Below are 19,498 nucleotides of genomic sequence, written 5' to 3' on the forward strand. Positions count from 1 at the left end.
ATAACAGAAGATTTGAATACTCTAGTATTATATGTTGGTATTCTATCATTATTAGCTTAATTTTCTGATTGTTAACATTGTTTCCACCTGACTTCTGGTTAAGGTTACTTTTTCGCTTCATATTAAATTAAAAAAATTTGGCGAAAATCATAAGCTTGGCATACACTTTCGAAGTTACAGTTAGCTTTTTTGCTTGTTGAAATGTAAATGCAATATTAAGCCACAAATATGTGGTGACACATGAGGGATAGTTTTATGGCGCTCACTAAGGCCGATTTGGCTGAAAACCTGTTTGAAAAACTTGGCTACAGTAAGCGTGATGCCAAGGATACAGTGGAAGTGTTTTTTGAAGAGATTCGTAAAGCACTAGAAAATGGCGAACAAGTTAAATTGTCTGGTTTTGGTAACTTTGATCTGCGTGATAAAAGTGAGAGACCAGGACGCAACCCTAAAACGGGTGAAGACATTCCAATTTCTGCACGTCGAGTCGTAACATTTCGACCAGGTCAGAAACTTAAAGCCCGTGTTGAAAATATTAAGATAGAAAAATAACATTGGTTATAAGTGAAGAAAGGTCACCTTAGGTGGCCTTTTTGCTATTTGATCAATCAATAATACATAAGGTTAAATATGCAAGATCAAGAGTTTTGGCATAATAAGTGGGCAGAAAATAAAATTGGTTTTCACCTTGTTGATGTCAATCCACTATTACCTCAGTTTTGGCCTCAAGTTCAGCCCACTCAAGATCAAAGTGTACTGGTTCCATTATGTGGTAAAAGTGAAGATTTAATATGGCTTGCCACTAAGCATCAATCGGTGACGGGTGTTGAGTTGAGTAATATTGCGGTGCGATCATTTTTTGCAGAGCACTTATATACACCGATGGTGACTTCGTTAAGTAGTCAACATGAACTATATCAATTTGATGAGCTATCGATTTATACAGGTGATTTTTTTACGGCACCGCTCGAAAGTTATGACCTTATTTATGACCGTGCGGCAATGATTGCTCTACCACAATCTTTACGTGCTCAATATGTTGAACGACTTAAATCGTTAATGAAGCCCAATGGAAAAATATTGCTGATTGGTTTAGATTATGAGCAAAGTGAGATGCAAGGTCCGCCCTTTAATGTGTCAGAATCTGAAATTTGCCAATTGTATTCAGAAATGAAAGTCACACGTTTACATCGTAATGAAGCTGATGCCACGCATCCTAAAATTCAAAATGGTTTGTCACGTTTTGCAGAAGAAGTGTGGTTGATTGAGAAATAAAGATATCAAAAAAGTGATAAAGGGATGTTTAATATTAAACTCTTCTGCGGCTAAACAACGGATGCTTTCACGATATACATATACAAAAAATAGCCCATTTAACGACTTGTATTATCAATACGCCGTTAAATGGGTTAGGGAATTAGAAAGTAGCTATTACCAAAAACGTTATAAGGATAGGTAATCTAATGTGATATCAGGATTGATAGCTTCTAATGTCGATTGAGTCTCAGCTAAATGGCTAATTACTCCAGTTGATAGTTCGGTTAAACATGCTGATGTAATTGTATCGAGCGAATGTCCTGCTAATAACAACATATTAAGCGCGACTTGAAGTGGAGGTAGGCTGGGATTAAATGCCGCATTTTCAGCATAACTACCACTGAAAATACTACCTTCTTGGACTTGAATAGAGACACCACTGTAATTCTTACTATAAGGTGCGTGGCTCATGTTTAAGGCTGATACTGCCGCAGAGATTAAAGCGGTATTGTCTGGGCTTGTGAGAGCTTGTTGGTTTTGATCCATTAAACGGCTTGATTCATTTAGATCTGCAGGGCCAAAAGATTCTGGCAATAATTCATTTAATGACATCGCCGCCCTTTGAGGCAATTGAATACTTAGCTCATTAGCTGTGGTGAGTTCATTCATAAATTGGCGGCAGTGGCCACAGGGTGTGTGGTTGATGGTGATACTTTTGATCCCAGCTTCACCTTTCATCCACGCATGACTAATCGCGGATTGTTCAGCATGAACAGTTTGTCCCATCTGCGTACCTGCAAACTCTAAATTGGCACCCAAATAAATAGCGCCAGACAGACCTTCTGTAATAGCACCAACGTGAAAATTAGAAATGGAACAGTAAGAGAGTGAAGCGGCAAGTGGTAATAAAGCTAGCTTTAGTTCGGTATCAGATAAGCCCGAATCGTTTAAGAGATCTTGGTATTGTTCACAAGTAAAGTGACCTGTAAAGTTCGCATGGTTCAAATATTCAATCACTTTGGTTTGAGTGTTATTAGGCAATAACTCAAGGTGTACTGCGTCGTGTTGAATTGTCATTCTATATTCCCTTTAAATTTGTAGTTTTTGATCACGCTTTATCGAAGTATATACATTATATTTTCATTTAATCGTTACATTGATCAACTTTTAACGGCAGATTAGCTATTTTAAATTTTGATAAGTGATAAAGATCGCATTTTGGTAGAGACAAAAACAGGAAGCATTAGTTGCTTCCTGTTTGTCGGTACATATTACTTATATCGCTGTGTGATTTTTAGTGTTTTAGCCGATGAAGCCACCAACCCATAAACAAAAAGTAAAAAAGAGTGGTGCAAGGATTGAAGTAATGATCCCACAGCAGACCAAAGCTAAAGAGCTAAATGCAGCATCTTCAGAGTTTTTAGCTGCGCAGGTCGCCGTACCTAAAGCATGAGAAACTGTTCCCATCGTTAAACCACGAGCAATAGGGTGCGTTACGCCTAAAAATGTATAGATTGGATAAGCAAATACAGAACCAAACACACCAACAATTAATACTAAAATCGCTGCAATCGCCGGCTCTCCCCCGAGACTTTTCGCTATTTCCATAGCAATAGGCGTCGTGACTGACTTTCCCATTAAGCTTGCCACTAATGTTGGGTCGGTATGTAAAGAAACCGAAATTAACCCTGCCGAAAGCATCGACATGCAACTTCCTACTCCACAAGCAAGGAGAATAATTTTCCAATTTTGCCTTATTTGTGGAAGTTGTTCATAAAGTGGATAGGCGAGTGCGACAACAGCGGGCTGTAATAGATACGTCATCCAATCATTTTGGGCATAGTAGATTTTATACGGTACATCCAATGCCATTAAGGCTGGAATGATAATGATAATACTTAATAGCAAAGGGTTGGCAAGCGGGCTATTAACTTTACTGGTAAACCAACGGACGGAAAAGAAAACCACAAAAGTAAGTAACAACCACATGTTTAGGATTCCTTTTTCGTTTTAGATATATTGGGTTTAGAGGACAGGATTTTTTGTAACCCTAAAGCTAATAAGATTAAAACTAAGGTGGTAGCACCAACACTACTAGCAAAAATAGAAAGAGCATTATCAATAAGCAAGGGGAAGTAATCCATTAAGCCGACACTAATTGGGATAAATAGAATAATCATATAGCGGATAAAGGCATGTGAACTTGGTTTTACCCAATCTACTTTTATTAACCCTGAGACTAAAAGTCCGAATAAAATTAACATGCCGAAAATACTTCCGGGAATAGAAAGTGACAATAATGCCTGAATACCATTTCCGAGCCATAAGCAAGCCATGATGATGCCCAAAGAGATGATATACCCCATGATTTTCTTAAACACTAATAATTCCTATGAAATGGGTTGTAAGTAATTGAATTTGTATAAATGGCCTACTTAAGAAGCGATGGATTCTACATATTGATAGACTGCTTTTAGCACATCCATTTTAGCACTATCACTCTCATGTTCATGAGCAAGGTTCTCAAGATTCAATATATAGTCTTCAATATTGGCCTCAAAGTATTCACGACAATGTGCACGCCATTTTTCTTGTTCTTGCTCTGTTAGTGTCCAAGGGAAGTTTCTAGCGCGGTAGCGAAATAGTAACGGTGCAATGCGAGGATCCTTTACGGATAACTCTAAACCGGCTAATTTTTCTGGTTCGGTTTCACGGATAATATCCATGGTCGATTTATCAGCAGGTGAAAAAAATCCAGAATAAAGCTGAGTATCGACGTTGTCATCTTGTGGATAGTTTCGTTCAATACTATATAAACCGATTAATTTTTCACGGATCTCAGGATTGGCTTTCAATGTGGCTAAATTAGTTAGGCACTGAGTACGGTCGATACCTATGGTTGCAGCATTTTCAGCGGTTAAGGTTTTCGCTGGCGCTAGAATAGGACACTTATTTAGATGGACAAGTTTGATTGGAATAGGGAGTTCATCTGGCGCTAAATCATCGCGTTTGGTATATAAACGTTTTTGCAGTTGCTCAACGTCTAATTCTAATAATGGTGTAGGGTCTTTGGCTAGATCCACCACAATAACGGCATTAGCATTGCTAGGGTGCCAAGCCATTGGAACAATCCAACTGGTATTCGATCGTTGTACGCCAAACATACCAGACACATGCATCAAAGGCGTCATATTGACAATATCGATTAGCTCTTTAAGTTTATTTTTGTGGCGCATATTCAGCAAGTAACTAAATAACTTAGGTTGCGCCGTTTTAAGTTTTTTTGCCAGTTCAATGGTCGCAATCACATCTGCCATCGCATCGTGCGCGTTACTGTGCTCTATACCGTTAGCGATGGATAGGCGGTCAAGTTTAAAGCTAGGTAATCCGTCTTCATTTTCTGGCCAGTTGATGCCATCAGGGCGTAGGGCATAGCAAGTTCGCATTACATCCAATAAATCCCAGCGCGAGTTACCATTTTGCCATGACCAAGCATACGGGTCATAAAAATTACGATATAGGGTGTAGCGGGTAATTTCATCATCAAAACGCACATTGTTATAACCTAAAGAGGTGGTATTAGGCTTGGCAAACTCTTGATGGATTTGTCTAATGAATTCAGGTTCTGGCAGACCTTTTTGTACAGTTAATTGAGGCTTAATACCAGTGATTAAAGCTGCTTCTGGAGACGGTAGATAATCTGCTGGTGGTTGGCAGTAAATAACTAACGGTTCACCAATGATATTGAAATCTGCATCTGTGCGCACCCCAGCAAACTGACTTGGTCGGTCTTTAGCTGGACTCACGCCCCATGTTTCATAATCAAAAAAGAAAAAGGTTGGGGCATGTTGGTTGCTCATGAAGTGTCCTAGATATTCAATAGTATCAATGGCGTAATACTACCTCTTTTGATGGAAGACGAAAACTAACGACTGCATTGTGAGCAAGATTATTTTATTTCTACGAGTACGCTTGCTTACAAAAATTGAGTTATTTCTCTACAACCGACAATTTGGCTCGTATAAACTCATTATGATTGACATAAAGTAGTTCAGCGACTTTTCGGATTACAGCTTCTTCGATTGGATCAAGGTAGCCATCGGCGTAGGCGACGTTCCACATAGCTTGAATTAATTCAAAACGTTCTTTTTGCTCTAATTCTCGTAACTGGTCGGTAAATTCGTATACGGAAGCGGAGTTTTCAGAGCGAATATTAGCTTGGCTTAGTAGTTCTTTAGCTTCACTTTCTGTGATATTGACTAGCTTCATCAGCATATTGGTCTGAGCGATTTGTTCTTGCTCATCGATAGAGTGGTCGGCTTGAGATACTTGGCAAAGTAATGCGGCAATAGCCAGATCCGGAGTACCTGCCGTATTAGAGGCATTTTCAGCGCCTTCCGTGAGCTGACTTAATAAGCTTTTAAGGGATTGGATCATAGGTGCCTTCAATTTTACGAGTTAGTGATAACTATAGTCATTTTTTTAACGATAAAATTCAAGTATAGAAATAGTTTTCATTATATTTCTCATAAAATTTATTTACCCACAAATGTGTATATGCTTTTTACTCTGGTTTATGATGAACCTTTCTACATTACTTTTTGAGTATTCATGTTTGAGTTCAATCACACAGTATTAATGGCGATGGGATTAATATTTTTAGGTTCTTTCGTACAAAGTGCCATTGGGTTCGGTTTGGCGGTTGTGGCTGCACCCTTATTATTTATTGTCTCGCCTGAATATATCCCTGCGCCTATTGTTATGGTGGCGTTGTTTAATTCACTTTTTAATGCTTATAAGTATAGAAACAACATCGCGATTGGTGGCCTAAAAATGGCTATTTATGGGCGAGTCCCAGGGTCAATTGCAGGTGGTATATTGCTACTATTTGTATCGAGTTCTATTTTATCATTATGGCTCGGGGGAATGGTGTTATTGGCAGTATTGATTAGCTTGTTGCCTGTACGTTTTGAACCTACACCTAAACGTATGGCTATTGCTGGATTCTTTTCTGGTTTTATGGGCACAAGCTCTAGTATTGGTGGCCCTCCAATGGCATTGATTTTACAACACCAAGATGCCTCTTCGTTACGGGGTAACCTAGCGGCGTTCTTTGTATTTAGCTCTACTATGTCTTTGATTGTCCTATACTTCATTGATTATCTTACTTGGCAGCATTTCATCATGACGCTGCCATTATTACCAATGGGGTGGCTGGGATATGTCACAGCACAAATAGTGGTAAAGTATGTATCTAAACAGTGGATACGTATTTTTACGTTGGTACTTTGCTCAGCTAGTGGGCTAGCCGCGATTATCCGCGCTTTTTCTTAACTTTCTTCCCTATTTGGGGCTGTGCTATCATAGCCCCAATTTTCCGTTATCTTACCCACTGGTCTTGATGTCATAGCATATTGACTTATCCCATAGTGCTGATACAAGCATATTGTTGATAAAGAAAGGTAACGTGCATTCAAACATTAAATTCAATAGGAATTGCTTTGACCCAGTCTCAGCCTAATCAACCAAACTCTCCCTCTCAAGATACGTCATCCAGTCAAGGGAACAGTGCTCATAGCCTTCGCTTAGCCTTAAAAGACTGCATGATCCGTGATCGTTTTCGTTTAAGTAAACGCATTCATGGTGCGAGTAAGATTAAAAACCCAGATGCGAAAGCCAAAGTGTTTGATGAAATCGCCATGGATATTGCAAAATCGATGATGGTGGTACAAAACCGACGCCTACAACAACCGCATATCGAATACCCAGATATCCTGCCAGTAAGCCAGAAACGCGATGATATTGCTGAGGCGATAGCGAATAACCAAGTGGTGATCATTGCAGGGGAAACCGGCTCGGGTAAAACCACCCAGATACCCAAAATTTGCAGTGAGCTTGGGCGAGGTCGTACAGGTTTAATTGGCCATACTCAACCTCGACGACTGGCAGCGCGCTCTGTTGCTAATCGGATAGCTGAAGAAATGCAAACGCCACTGGGGGAATACGTTGGCTATAAAGTTAGATTTAACGATCAGATATCCGATAATACTCAGATCAAATTAATGACCGATGGTATTTTACTGGCGGAAATTCAGCACGATCGATTTTTAAATCAATACGACACCATCATTATCGATGAAGCTCACGAACGTAGCCTTAACATAGATTTTATTATGGGTTATTTGAAAGAGCTATTGCCTAAACGCCCTGATCTTAAAATCATTATTACGTCTGCAACCATCGATCCTGAACGCTTTTCTAATCATTTTGATAAAGCACCGATCATTGAAGTGTCTGGTCGAACTTATCCGGTGGATGTGCGGTATCGTCCGCTTAATCCAGATGAAGCCGATCAAGACCATGATCAGCTCGAAGGTATCTTTCAAGCGGTCGATGAGCTATGTGATGAGCCTGGTCTAGGCGACATTCTGATCTTTATGAATGGTGAGCGTGAAATCCGTGATACCGCCGACGCTTTAATTAAACGCGCCTTTGGTAATCGCAGCATGCGAGATACAGAAGTGGTGCCGCTGTATGCGCGTTTATCTTCAGCGGAACAAAATAAGATTTTTCAATCACACACTGGTCGGCGAATTGTACTGGCGACCAATGTAGCCGAAACGTCGCTTACCGTACCGGGCATTAAATATGTCATTGATCCCGGTACAGCGCGTATTAGCCGTTATAGCTATCGCACTAAAGTTCAACGTTTGCCAATTGAAGCAATTTCACAAGCCAGTGCCAATCAGCGTAAAGGACGTTGTGGACGTGTTAGTGATGGTATTTGTATTCGTTTGTATTCAGAAGAAGATTTCAACTCACGAGATGAATTTACTGATCCTGAAATTACCCGCACCAACTTAGCTTCCGTTATTCTGCAAATGACGGCTCTGGGGCTAGGGGATATTGATGCCTTCCCATTTGTTGAAGCGCCGGACAAGCGTAATATCCAAGATGGGGTGCGATTACTGGAAGAGTTAGGAGCGATTAACCCTAACTCTACCGATCCGAAAAAGCGTTTAACAGCCACAGGTCAAAAATTGGCGAAGCTGCCGATCGATCCTCGTTTAGCTCGAATGGTATTGGAATCGGTTAAGTATAATTGTTTGAAAGAAGTGATGATTATTGCTGCGGCATTGTCTATTCAAGATCCGCGCGAACGTCCATCAGATAAACAACAAGCCTCAGATGAAAAACATAAACGCTTCTTCCATGAAGATTCAGACTTCTTAACGTTTGTGAATATATGGGATTACGTTAAAGAGCAGCAACAAGCATTATCGAGCAACCAATTTCGTAACCTGTGTAAGAAAGATTACTTAAATTATTTACGCGTGCGTGAGTGGCAAGATGTGTATTTTCAAATTCATCAAGCGATGCGTGAAATGAACACAAAGCTCAATTCGGATCCAGCTAATTACGAAGCTGTTCATAGTGCGCTTTTAGTTGGTTTACTCTCACATATTGGTATGAAAGATGCGGAGAAGAGCGAGTATCAAGGCGCGCGTAATGCTCGCTTTCATATCTTTCCAGCTTCTGGCTTATTTAAAAAACAGCCTAAATGGATTATGTCGGCAGAGTTGGTGGAAACCTCCAAGCTTTGGGGGCGTATTATTGCCAAAATTCAACCTGAATGGATTGAGCCGCTAGCACCGCATTTAATCAAACGTAGTTATAGCGAGCCGCATTGGTCGAAGAAACAAGCTGCGGTTATGGCGCATGAAAAAGTGATGTTATATGGCATTCCGATTGTACCTAAACGCACCATTAATTATGGCTCGATTGACCCTACTATCTGCCGTGAAATTTTTATTCGTAGCGCATTGGTTGAAGGCGATTGGGAAACCAAACACCATTTCTTTAAACAGAATCGTCAGCTATTAAAAGAAGTAGAAGAGCTTGAGCATAAGTCTCGTCGTCGCGATATTTTAGTTGATAATGATGAGCTGTTCGAGTTCTACGATCAACGAGTGAACACGGAAGTAGTGTCTGGCCGTCATTTTGATGCATGGTGGAAAAAGGCACGTCAAGCTGAACCTGAATTGCTGAACTTTGAAAAAGCCATGTTGTTTAGAAGTGACGCTAGCCATGTCACTGATCTTGATTATCCTAACTTTTGGCATCAAAACGGTTTGAAATTAAAGCTGAGCTATCAATTTGAGCCAGGACAAACGGCGATTGATCAAGATCGAGATGGTGTGACCGTTCATATTCCATTACCGATTTTAAATCAAATCAGCCAAGACGGTTTTGACTGGCAAATTCCAGGTTTACGCCATGAGTTGGTGGTGAGCTTGATTAAATCTTTACCTAAAACGCTACGCCGTAACTTCGTTCCAGCGCCAAACTATGCCGATGCTTTTCTATCAAGAGTGACGGCAATGGAATTACCATTACTGGACGCTTTAGAGAAAGAGTTGCGCCGTATAACAGGGGTTGAAATTAAGCGAGAAGATTGGCAGCTTGAACAAATTCCTGATCATTTAAAAGTCACATTCCGCGCGGTGGATCATAGAAAACGTAAGCTCAAAGAACATTATGATTTGTATGAACTGAAAGAAAGCTTAAAAGATAAAGTGCAAGAAACGTTATCCCAAGTAGCGGATGATGATATTGAACAGCAAGGTTTACATACGTGGAGTTTTGGTGAGCTTCCAACAGTGTATCAACAAAAACGCGGCGGTTTTGAAGTTAAAGCATACCCTGCGCTGGTGGACACTAAAGATAGCGTTAAAATTAAATTGTTTGAAACCGAGCAAGAGCAACAACAAGCGATGAAAGCCGGGCAACGTCGTTTAATCTTGTTGAATGTGCCATCGCCAATCAAATATTTACACAGCAATTTACCGAACAAATCCAAGTTGGGTTTATACTTTAATCCATACGGAAGAGTGCTTGATCTTATTGATGATTGTATAGCCTGTGGCATTGATAAACTGATTGAACAAAAAGGCGGTTTAGTTTGGCAGCCAGAACAATTTGAAGTATTAAAAGAGCATGTTCGTGCTGAGTTGGATGACACGGTTGTTAATATCGCCCAGCAAGTTGAAACTATTTTAACGACTGCATTTAGCATTAATAAAAAGCTTAAAGGCAAAGTTGATTTCACCATGGCGTTTGCACTATCTGATATTAAAGCGCAAGTAGAAGGGCTGATATTTAAAGGCTTCGCAACCGAATGTGGATGGAAACGCCTGCCGGATATTTTACGTTATATGAAAGCAATCGAGCGTCGTATGGAAAAATTACCCATTGATCCAAATCGCGATCGCTTACATATGTTAAAAGTAGAATCGGCAGTTAAGGATTATAAGGAGTTACTAAATAAGCTCCCTAAAGGTGTTGAAATTCCCGATAACGTAAAAGAAATTCGCTGGATGATTGAGGAGTTACGTGTGAGTTTCTTTGCTCAGCAGCTAGGAACGCCTTATCCCGTTTCTGATAAGCGGATAAAAAATGCTATTGATGCTTGTTAGTCTTATAAAAACAGAAAAGTGACAAAAATGTTAGGTTTTGTGCTTGATTTCAATAGGCAACTACTGAATCATAGCTGAAAATTACAAAGTGCGAGATAACTCGCATCAATCTCGAAGGAATCGATATGAAAAGAACATTGTTAGCTTTAGCACTAGCAACGGTTGCGACTTCAGCTTCTGCTGACTCATGGTTATATGCTGGTGCAAACTATGGCGTTGCGGATTACACTGAAAATGGTACAGATAGCCATAGCGTATATGGCTTAAATGTTGGTACCGGTATTCTTCCGTTTATCGGTGTTGAAGCGGGTTACTGGGATTTAGGTAGTTCAGAAGGCTCAGATCTAACGGCTTTATATTTAGGTATTAAACCAAGTATTAATGTTGGTCCACTTGAGTTTTATGGCAAGTTGGGCGCAAATAAATATGATGTTACTTCAGGTTCTACTAAAGAAAGTGATGATGGCTACGACGTAATGTACGGCGCAGGTGTTGAATACACAGTTTTTGATAGTTTACCTGGTGGTTCATTATCTTTAGGTTTGGCTTACAACAGTTTTGGTTTTGATAAATTTAAAGCGAATACCTATACCGTTAGTGCTACATTCCATTTCTTATAACAGTGATTTTATTATAAGATTTAAACCCAGTATGTAAGGTGCAGCCTTTTAGGTCAGCAATTTATTACTGGTAGTAAACAGCTCGTTATCTTCAAAAGATACGAGCTGTTTTTATTTATCCTGATATCGCTATAAAGCGCTTAATAATTCAGGTGTAATATCGTTTAGTGAATTCAAGTTGTGATCAGCAATTACAAAGTGGGGTTGTTCACGGACGGAAGCCTCAGGTATCACGATAGTTTTCATTTGTGCAGATTTTGCAGCAAGTAAACCGGTAAAAGAGTCTTCTAAAGCGACACAATCAAGAGGCGATACTTCTAACGCAGTCGCTGCATTTAAATAGACCTCAGGATGTGGTTTTCCATAGGGCAATCCTTCTGCCGATAAAACCGCTTCAAAAACACCATCTAACTCTAGAGCATCTAAAGCTGCTTGTATTAAAACCATTGGTGAAGAAGAGGCTAGAGCAATTTTTAAGTTGTGTTGCTGACAAACTTCCAATGCATGAAATAATCCCGGCATCATAGGTTTGTGCTCTTTAACGAGTTCAATAACACGAGATAAAACCATATCACATACTTCTTGGCAGCTTTTTCCTTCCCAAGGTTGTTCACGGTAATATATTTCAACTATTTGGTCGATACGGATGCCCGTTGTGTTGATGGTATCTTGCAATGTAATTTCTACCCCAACGAGAGGGAATACTTCAAGTTGAGCTTGTTGCCAAAACGGTTCCGAATCAATCATCAAACCATCCATATCAAACACAGCCGCTTTAATCATGTCATGTACTCTTACTTATTAGATTTATTTCAGTCTAGCATCATGATTATGGACTTCCTACCGACCTTGGAAAAAACAGAATTGACAGCGTGCTTTTTAATCGAACGGCAGAAGTGTAATTAGCATGATTATCAATAAATCATTATTTTTATTTGCGTCACAAGTTAATATTAAAGCTCAGGTTGGGGATGTAAACATGCTTAATATGGACTTCTTTTTCATAAAATAAGGTCGATTGATCTTAAGGAATTATGTTGAAGCCCACTTATATTAATCCATATGGTTTCGCTCTCTCAGCAGTATGTTTGACGGTGTCATTTCCGATTTTTGCTGATACTGATATTAACGTTCTTAATAATTTAGAGGTTAAAAGACAAGATATATCAGTGCCTTTAGCGAATGATTTCTATGAAGGCGCTGATATTGAACAATATTGGTACAGTGAAAAGTTAGATGGAATTAGAGCCTTTTGGAATGGAGAGCAGTTATTTACCCGGACAGGCAAGCCCATTATTGCGCCTGAATGGTTTACTCAAGGACTCCCTAAAGAGAAATTAGATGGAGAGTTATGGGCTGGTCGAGGTCACTTTTCACAAGTTCAACGAACGGTTCTAGATCAAAAGCCGGATGAGGACGATTGGAAAAACATTCAATATATGGCTTTTGATTTGGTCGAATCAGGTACATATGATCAGAGGTATCAACACCTTCAACGTATTGTTAGCCGTTCAAATAATCAATATCTAGCATTGGTAAAGCAATCTCCAATAGACTCAACCGCATTCCTATATCAAAACCTGCAAAGTGTAGAAACTAAAATGGGTGAAGGTATTATGCTGAGAAAAATAAAGAGCCATTATCAAGGTGGACGCACTGATGATTTATTAAAATTGAAATCTTTTCAAGATGATGAAGCCACCGTTATTGGTTATAAGCCAGGAAAGGGCAAGAATTTAAATAGGACAGGCTCACTCTATGTTGAATGGAAGGATGGAAAGCGCTTCTATATAGGGAGTGGTTTGACGAATGAGTTGCGTAACACGCCACCTGCATTGGGTGAGAAGGTAACGTTTAGATTTAATGGTTATACTCGCTCTGGGCTACCTCGCTTTGCAAGGTTTATTCATGTTCGGTCAGAAAGTCTTTAGCAATAAAAAATGAAGCAACAAGGCAAGGGTTTAGCCTTGCTGCTTCAGATTATTTTGTCACGTAGTATTCGCTAAAGAATCAGCGTCCGGAGAACCTAAGCTGAGTTTCATCCGATTGTTTGTGCAGCCAATGTAGACGGTGGGAAAGCAATAGCGCAGCAGTCGATAACCCTATGATAATACCAATCCAAAATCCCGTAATGCCAAGAGGTTCACTGCTTAACCAATCGGTCATGCCCAGGATGTAACCTAAAGGCATACCAATGCCCCAGTAAGAGAGCAGAGTACGACTAAAGATCGCGCTCATATCTTTATAGCCACGTAGTGCCCCTGCAGCGACCACTTGAATTGCATCGGTACACTGATAAATAGCTGCCATGGCAAGAAGATGCATTGCAACTACTGCAACATTATTATTATCAGTATATAAACTAATGATTTGTTCACTATATACCACAGTTAATACTGCGGTTATTATTGCAGTAAACAATCCAAATAATAAGCCTACATGAGAAGATATTCTTGCACCTTCAACGCTTTGCTCACCAAGTTGATGCCCAACTCGAATACTGACCGCAGCACCAATACTCATTGGTAGCATAAAAATCAAAGATGAAAAGTTAATAGCCACTTGGTGCGCTGCAACGGTTATTGGTCCCAAAGGCGCAACCATTAATGCCACTACTGCAAAAAGCGTTACTTCAAAAAATAGAGCGGCAGCAATTGGAAACCCTAGGCTGAATAATCGTTTCAGTGAATGAAGGTTCGGTTTATGGAACTCTGTAAAAAGATGAATGTTTTTAAAACGTTTCGCTTTAATAATATACAACAACATTGCCACGAACATAAACCAGTAAACGATAGCGGTGGCAACACCACAACCTACGGCGCCAAGTTCAGGTGCCCCAAATTTTCCGTAAACAAAAATCCAGTTCAAAGGAATGTTTAATAATAGCCCGAGGAAACCCAATATCATGGCGGGTTTAGTCAGCGATAAACCATCAGATAAACTACGCAAAGTTTGAAAAAGCAAAAAAGCAGGTACAGCAAAAATCATAGCAAACATATAGCCATTAGTTTTTTCTGCCATGACCGTTTCGATATCCATCGCAAATAAAATATGACGGGTTTGAGATAAAACTAAAATGATTGGAATTGCGACGAGAAACGATAGGTAGGCCCCTTGCTGCACTTCATGTGCAATTCGAGTTTGGCGCCCTGAACCATTTAATTGTGCAATAACAGGCACTAAAGCTAACAGTAATCCAATACCAAATAAGATTGAAGGTAGCCAAATGCTAGAAGCTACGGCCACAGCAGCCATATCCGTTGCGCTAACGCCACCGGCCATAACTGTATCGACAAACCCCATTCCTGTTTGAGCGACTGAAGCAAATAATACTGGTGTTGCGAGTTTCACTAGTATTGACGCTTCTTTACGGTAACGATGCACAAAAACTCCTGATAAGCAAAATATTTGATGCTGATTATATAGTTAAGTCACTAATTTGCGACATAAATAATCATTTATTTTACAACAAAAAAGCCCCTAAGTAGGAGCGTCATAAAGAGTTTGAAGGTAACGAGCTATTATTAAAAAACGAATGGTCATCATCACCAATAGCGAGTTGCACCTTGTTTGTCTCAGTGTCTATTTTAATTGTTAAAAAGACAGCGTGATTACAAGTAGGGCAATCATCATAGAAGTTTTGACTTCCTGTCGATTTGTCTACGGTTAATCCAATATCATGACCACAATGTGGACAAGCGACTGTTTTTTCTGTGTATTTTATCATTGCTTTCCTCACTATACTTCCCGTGTTTATCGCGATGAACTGCAAAATAGAGCCAATATAAATCAAACAAATTCAGCGTAACTATAAAATACTGGTTAAACTAAACATGAGTGTAGTTAAGAGGTTAACGATCTAAGTTAGTTCATGTATCAAAAAAAGCCAAAAGATTGATTCTTACCAAATTAAATGTAGTTAAGATAAAAAAATAGTGACTAAACATCCAAAAAAGAAAGTTATATTATCGGTATAGCTGCCTCTACACAGTTAAATGACACAAGATAATGTAACTATAGAATGTCGTTACCATCTGATTACGATCGATATCTCAATCTGAATGAAAGATATTTATGAATAAAAATTAACAAATTATCGTTTACGTCTTGTTAGTCTATGTTCAAATATTGTGTGATTCTATGAATACATCGAGGAAGGTATTCACCACCATATTGATTACAAAGGCAAAGTAAATAGTAGAATTGATAGATGTCCTTTCGCTGTGAGTAATTGCTTTCAAGAGGGTAGATAGATTGATAACCTTCTAGGAAAGATGGACTCATTTCCCCATAATATTCGGCTATGGCTATATCATATTCTCGATCCCCCCAAAAGCTGGAAGGGTCATAACATAATGCCCCAATAGGAGATAAAGCAACGTTTTGTTGATTTAACGAACCATGTAAAAGTGAAGGTTTTGGTTGATGACTTGCTAATGTTTTCTTCACATATTGCACTAGCTCATTAATATCGCCTAAATCTATACCTTTCTCTTTCAATAACTGTAATTGCCATCCAATTCGGTGCTCCGCAAAAAATACGTGCCATTTTTTATGCCAAGCGTTCGGTTGCAAATTTAATCCAACATAAGTATCAGCATCATAACCAAACTCTTTTTGATCTCCCCACAAATGGAGTCGAGCAACTTGTTGGCCTAATGTGTAAAAATCAGAATCTTTATTAAGAGGTTTGGTTGGATAATAATTGAGAATTAAAAAGGAATGTTCTTTTGTCATACCACAAATAATGGGTTCAGGAACACAAAGTGTGGAAGTTGTATTCAAGGCAGATAAATTTTCAAATTCAGCTTCAAATTTTGAGAGACAAGACCGATCATTTAGTTTTATAAAATAACGTTGTTCGCCATCACCAATTAAATAACAGTCATTAGTTTCACCACCGTTGAGGTTTTCTTTTTCTCTAAGAATAAATTCAAAGGCGGTTGCATCTGAAAGTTGCTGTGAGATAGCTTGCCACATAAGACCTCCTGAACGGAAATAATCTGGTACTACCTTAGCTTAGCTTATCTTTACGTTTAGAGAACTGTTCCGCAAAAATAACATTAACTTATCTGCTAAAAATACTTTTTTTGTTTACGGTTAGACTTTTTATTAATATTTCTATTTCGCTAATTTGAGCGTGAGTAATTACGATATTTCTTCATGAATAGATTGAAAATTATCCTTTAATCACTGGAGTGATTCGTCGAAATTGCCAGAAGGCACTAGCCCAGTAAGGATTGTCCGTTCGTGAAATAATGACGCCCTGTGAAGATGAAGCGTGCATGAATTGTTTATTACCTAAATAAAACCCGACGTGGCGTTGATTCCAGCCGGTTTTAAAAAAGATGAGATCACCAAAAGCGGCCTGATTTTCTGGAATGTACCGACCTTTCTTACTTTGTTGCTCGGTTGTACGTGGAAGTTCTAATTGATATAACGACATAACGGTAACCTGCATAAAAGCAGAACAATCAATGCCTGAACGATTTTGACCACCAAATTGGTAAGGAACACCAACCCAACTTTGATAAAGCGAATCTATTTCTTCTTTTTCGGTATTGGTATAAGGCAATGGTTGAGGCGGTGTTGATGAACATCCTGCAATGGAAAAAAGAATAAAACAAATAAAATAGCGGATAGAAAGTGGCATGAAAGTATCCGTAATGTGGATCAAATTAATACCGTACTTTATAGGGAATTAAACCGATCAACAACAATTTGGCTATTTATAACGAGATAAATGCAGTATTTATGAGCAATCAGTTTCTTATCATTTTCAAAGTGGTAATTAATCACGGTTTGCACCAAGACTTTGTGGATAATAATCAACAAGTTCAATTTTAAAATAATATAAGACTTTGGGAGAAACAGGATGTATTACGGTTTTGATGTAGGAGGCACTAAAATTGAATTTGGTGCTTTTGATCATGAATTAAAACGCATGGCGACGGAACGAGTTCCAACTCCTGGTAATGATTATCAAGCTTTGTTAGTGATATTATCTGACTTAGTTAAGAAATATGATTTTGAGTTTGGGGTTGAGGGGTCAATAGGGATCGGAATTCCTGGTATGGAGAGTGTTGATGATGGTGCGCTCCTTACATCAAACGTTCCGGCAGCCAAAGGACAGTTTTTACGTAAGGACCTTGAAGCTTTAGTACAACGTCCGGTAAAAATAGCGAATGATGCTAACTGTTTTGCTCTATCTGAAGCATGGGATCAAGAACACCAAGGCGAAGAAAGTGTGCTTGGGTTAATTTTAGGTACAGGGTTTGGTGGTGGTATTGTCATCAATGGTCATGTCGTTGCGGGGCGAAGTCATGTTGCTGGCGAAATTGGTCATACTCGTATGCCATTAGATGGTTGGTTGCATTTACAAAATAGCTCACTAGATAAAGAGGCGCCATTATTTGGTTGTGGTTGTGATAAACAAGGTTGTATCGATAATTATTTGTCTGGCCGTGGCTTTGAGCAACTTTATGAGCATTATTATGGTGAACGAGTAAAAGCAATAGAATTGATTCAACGACAAGCGGAAGGGGAAGCAAAAGCGGTTGAACATGTTGAGCGTTTTATGGAGTTGCTTGCTATTTGTTTAGGGAATATTTTTACTGCTTTCGATCCTAACGTAGTAGTACTTGGCGGTGGTTTATCTAACTACGATTTAATTTATCAGGAAATGCCAAAACGTATCCCTAAATATTTACTGCCTATTGGAAAAGTGCCTAAAATATTAAAAGCAAAATATGGTGATTCAGGTGGTGTGCGTGGCGCTGCATTTTTAAACATTAGTTAATTTTTTTACGTTAGTTTTAATATAAAAAAGAGGTCTACTGACCTCTTTTTTATGATTTTTTCTTGTGACCAATTCCCATGTTTTCTTTTGGTAGCAAGGTAATACGACCAAAGCCTAGCTTGGCAAAATGAGCATCACGGTAGCTTCTAACTGCTTTAGTGTCGGAAACCGCTTCAATGGATTGCTCCATCTTTAAATACTCTTTGATATCAATCCCTTCATTCGCGGCTACTGCTTCGTGAATACTGTGATATTCACGATAGCTAAAAGGTAAGGTCTTTTCTTCATTTTTGTAGGTGTAAGCAATAATACGAGACATAAGAACTCATTTGATTAGATGCATGTTGAGTCGGAGTATAAAGCTATCCTAAACACGAATCTAATTTTGTTTACTAATCAGTGTAAAAAAGCCCAAAATGTTCACCTTGGACTTGTCTATGTTCACGCAATAGCACTAAATTTGGTTTGTACGTACCGCGATCTGAGGTGGCTGGATATTATGTTGCCTAAACTCTTTCATTACTCTTAATGTGATATCGGTTTCAAATAATTTTTCATAAAACGTATCTACCACATAAGCTTTACATGTTAGTTTGATTGCTAAGTAATTATCGGCCATTTCTTGGTTAACTAACACAACAACTGGCTTAGGTAAGTGAATGTAACGGCTAGAGGAGGCTGCTTCTTGAATTAAATCACGCGCAAGAAGAATGTCTTGATCCATACCGATGTAAAAAGGGATCACACATTGCATATCTAGTGCACCATAGTTTCCGCTCATGGTGACCTCACTTAAAAACTTATTATTGGGTATGGTAATGATGTCATCCGTTAATGTACGCATACGAACAGATCGCAAACCGATAGTAATGATATCACCATAATTACCTTCGAATGTGACGCGGTCACCGACCTGAAAAGGACGATCAATCATAACCGTAAGACCTGCAATAAAAGAAGCAGCAAGATCTTTTAGGGCGAAGCCTATCGATACTGCCAGAGTGCCGCCAATGAGTGTCAGTATTTGTTCATTGATGCGAAAACTCATCATAAACACGGTAATGCCCGCGGTCATATATACAAAGAACTGGAAAAAGGATTGAAGCTTTTGCAGTACCATTCTGTATTGTACAAATTGAGTACTAAAGGTATCAACTAGCTTATTGGTAAAGCGTAATAAAATCCATGCAGCAATCACGATAATAAAAGAAAATACAACGCCACCCCAGCGAACAAGGTTTGTAAACTGCGCAATATTTTCTAAGTGGCTATCTATGCTTTCACCTTCCGCAAAAGCCACACTATTAATTGAAAATAAAATAATAAAAAGAAGAGTTTTTTTCATG

The 19,498-nt window shown here is 39.0% G+C and carries 19 protein-coding genes; 7 read left to right on the forward strand and 12 right to left on the reverse strand.

Translation table 11 applies throughout. The annotated features are described in order from the left end of the window. Nucleotides 1-255: 255 nt before the first annotated feature. Both ihfA and FH976_RS01735 read left to right on the forward strand, forming a co-directional pair. A complete protein-coding gene (ihfA, locus tag FH976_RS01730; RefSeq protein WP_027697326.1) occupies nt 256-552 on the forward strand; it encodes an integration host factor subunit alpha in 297 nt (98 codons plus the stop codon). A gap of 78 nt (nt 553-630) precedes the next feature. Beyond that, the gene (locus FH976_RS01735) at nt 631-1,275 is read left to right on the forward strand and encodes a thiopurine S-methyltransferase (RefSeq protein ID WP_194089187.1); all 645 of its coding nucleotides are present in this window, start codon (nt 631-633) and stop codon (nt 1,273-1,275) included. A gap of 168 nt (nt 1,276-1,443) precedes the next feature. On the opposite strand, the gene cdd is transcribed toward FH976_RS01735, so the two are convergent. From cdd to FH976_RS01760, 5 genes are all read right to left on the reverse strand, one after another. Then, nucleotides 1,444-2,334: a cytidine deaminase gene (gene cdd / locus FH976_RS01740; RefSeq protein WP_194089188.1), complete on the reverse strand. Its 891-nt coding sequence runs from the start codon at nt 2,332-2,334 to the stop codon at nt 1,444-1,446. Nucleotides 2,335-2,559: 225 nt separating this feature from the next. Further along, on the reverse strand, nt 2,560-3,246 hold the full coding sequence (locus tag FH976_RS01745) for an LrgB family protein (protein ID WP_194089189.1): 687 nt from the start codon (nt 3,244-3,246) through the stop codon (nt 2,560-2,562). Nucleotides 3,247-3,248: 2 nt separating this feature from the next. Further along, nucleotides 3,249-3,623: a CidA/LrgA family protein gene (locus FH976_RS01750; protein ID WP_194950287.1), complete on the reverse strand. Its 375-nt coding sequence runs from the start codon at nt 3,621-3,623 to the stop codon at nt 3,249-3,251. Between the two features lie 69 nt (nt 3,624-3,692). Continuing rightward, nucleotides 3,693-5,117: an exodeoxyribonuclease I gene (sbcB, locus tag FH976_RS01755; protein WP_194089191.1), complete on the reverse strand. Its 1,425-nt coding sequence runs from the start codon at nt 5,115-5,117 to the stop codon at nt 3,693-3,695. Nucleotides 5,118-5,247: 130 nt separating this feature from the next. Then, entirely contained in the window at nt 5,248-5,694 is a 447-nt protein-coding gene (locus FH976_RS01760; RefSeq protein WP_194089192.1) for a tellurite resistance TerB family protein, read from the reverse strand. 207 nt (nt 5,695-5,901) lie between these two features. Here FH976_RS01760 and FH976_RS01765 point away from each other — a divergent pair, with 207 nt between their 5' ends. From FH976_RS01765 to FH976_RS01775, 3 genes are all read left to right on the forward strand, one after another. Continuing rightward, a complete protein-coding gene (locus FH976_RS01765) occupies nt 5,902-6,591 on the forward strand; it encodes a sulfite exporter TauE/SafE family protein (protein WP_194089266.1) in 690 nt (229 codons plus the stop codon). Between the two features lie 167 nt (nt 6,592-6,758). Beyond that, nucleotides 6,759-10,733, forward strand: coding sequence for an ATP-dependent RNA helicase HrpA (hrpA, locus tag FH976_RS01770; protein ID WP_194089193.1), 3,975 nt, complete (start codon nt 6,759-6,761; stop codon nt 10,731-10,733). Nucleotides 10,734-10,858: 125 nt separating this feature from the next. Then, complete coding sequence (locus FH976_RS01775; protein WP_194089194.1) at nt 10,859-11,353, forward strand: outer membrane beta-barrel protein; 495 nt, start codon at nt 10,859-10,861, stop codon at nt 11,351-11,353. 129 nt (nt 11,354-11,482) lie between these two features. Here FH976_RS01775 and hxpB read toward each other — a convergent pair whose 3' ends face one another. Continuing rightward, nucleotides 11,483-12,136: a hexitol phosphatase HxpB gene (gene hxpB, locus FH976_RS01780; protein ID WP_194089195.1), complete on the reverse strand. Its 654-nt coding sequence runs from the start codon at nt 12,134-12,136 to the stop codon at nt 11,483-11,485. A 251-nt stretch (nt 12,137-12,387) separates the two neighbouring features. Between hxpB and FH976_RS01785 the strand changes: the two genes are divergently transcribed. Continuing rightward, nucleotides 12,388-13,284: a DNA ligase gene (locus tag FH976_RS01785; RefSeq protein WP_194089196.1), complete on the forward strand. Its 897-nt coding sequence runs from the start codon at nt 12,388-12,390 to the stop codon at nt 13,282-13,284. A gap of 79 nt (nt 13,285-13,363) precedes the next feature. On the opposite strand, the gene FH976_RS01790 is transcribed toward FH976_RS01785, so the two are convergent. The 4 genes from FH976_RS01790 to FH976_RS01805 form a co-directional block, all read right to left on the reverse strand. After that, a complete protein-coding gene (locus FH976_RS01790) occupies nt 13,364-14,737 on the reverse strand; it encodes an MATE family efflux transporter (protein WP_194089197.1) in 1,374 nt (457 codons plus the stop codon). A gap of 109 nt (nt 14,738-14,846) precedes the next feature. Further along, nucleotides 14,847-15,080, reverse strand: coding sequence for a CPXCG motif-containing cysteine-rich protein (locus FH976_RS01795; RefSeq protein WP_194089198.1), 234 nt, complete (start codon nt 15,078-15,080; stop codon nt 14,847-14,849). A 383-nt stretch (nt 15,081-15,463) separates the two neighbouring features. After that, nucleotides 15,464-16,333 (reverse strand): fructosamine kinase family protein, encoded by an 870-nt coding sequence (locus FH976_RS01800; RefSeq protein WP_194089199.1) that lies wholly within the window; start codon nt 16,331-16,333, stop codon nt 15,464-15,466. A gap of 199 nt (nt 16,334-16,532) precedes the next feature. Further along, nucleotides 16,533-17,006: a C40 family peptidase gene (locus FH976_RS01805; protein WP_194089200.1), complete on the reverse strand. Its 474-nt coding sequence runs from the start codon at nt 17,004-17,006 to the stop codon at nt 16,533-16,535. A gap of 222 nt (nt 17,007-17,228) precedes the next feature. On the opposite strand from FH976_RS01805, the gene nagK reads away from it, so the two are divergent. Next, nucleotides 17,229-18,152 (forward strand): N-acetylglucosamine kinase, encoded by a 924-nt coding sequence (gene nagK, locus FH976_RS01810; RefSeq protein WP_194089201.1) that lies wholly within the window; start codon nt 17,229-17,231, stop codon nt 18,150-18,152. Between the two features lie 49 nt (nt 18,153-18,201). Here nagK and FH976_RS01815 read toward each other — a convergent pair whose 3' ends face one another. Continuing rightward, a complete protein-coding gene (locus FH976_RS01815) occupies nt 18,202-18,471 on the reverse strand; it encodes a DUF2960 family protein (protein ID WP_194089202.1) in 270 nt (89 codons plus the stop codon). A 135-nt stretch (nt 18,472-18,606) separates the two neighbouring features. Then, entirely contained in the window at nt 18,607-19,497 is an 891-nt protein-coding gene (locus tag FH976_RS01820) for a mechanosensitive ion channel family protein (protein ID WP_194089203.1), read from the reverse strand. Nucleotide 19,498: the final 1 nt, after the last annotated feature.

It is taken from the genome of Vibrio hibernica (assembly GCF_015223435.1).
Classification (GTDB): Bacteria; Pseudomonadota; Gammaproteobacteria; order Enterobacterales; family Vibrionaceae; genus Vibrio; species Vibrio hibernica.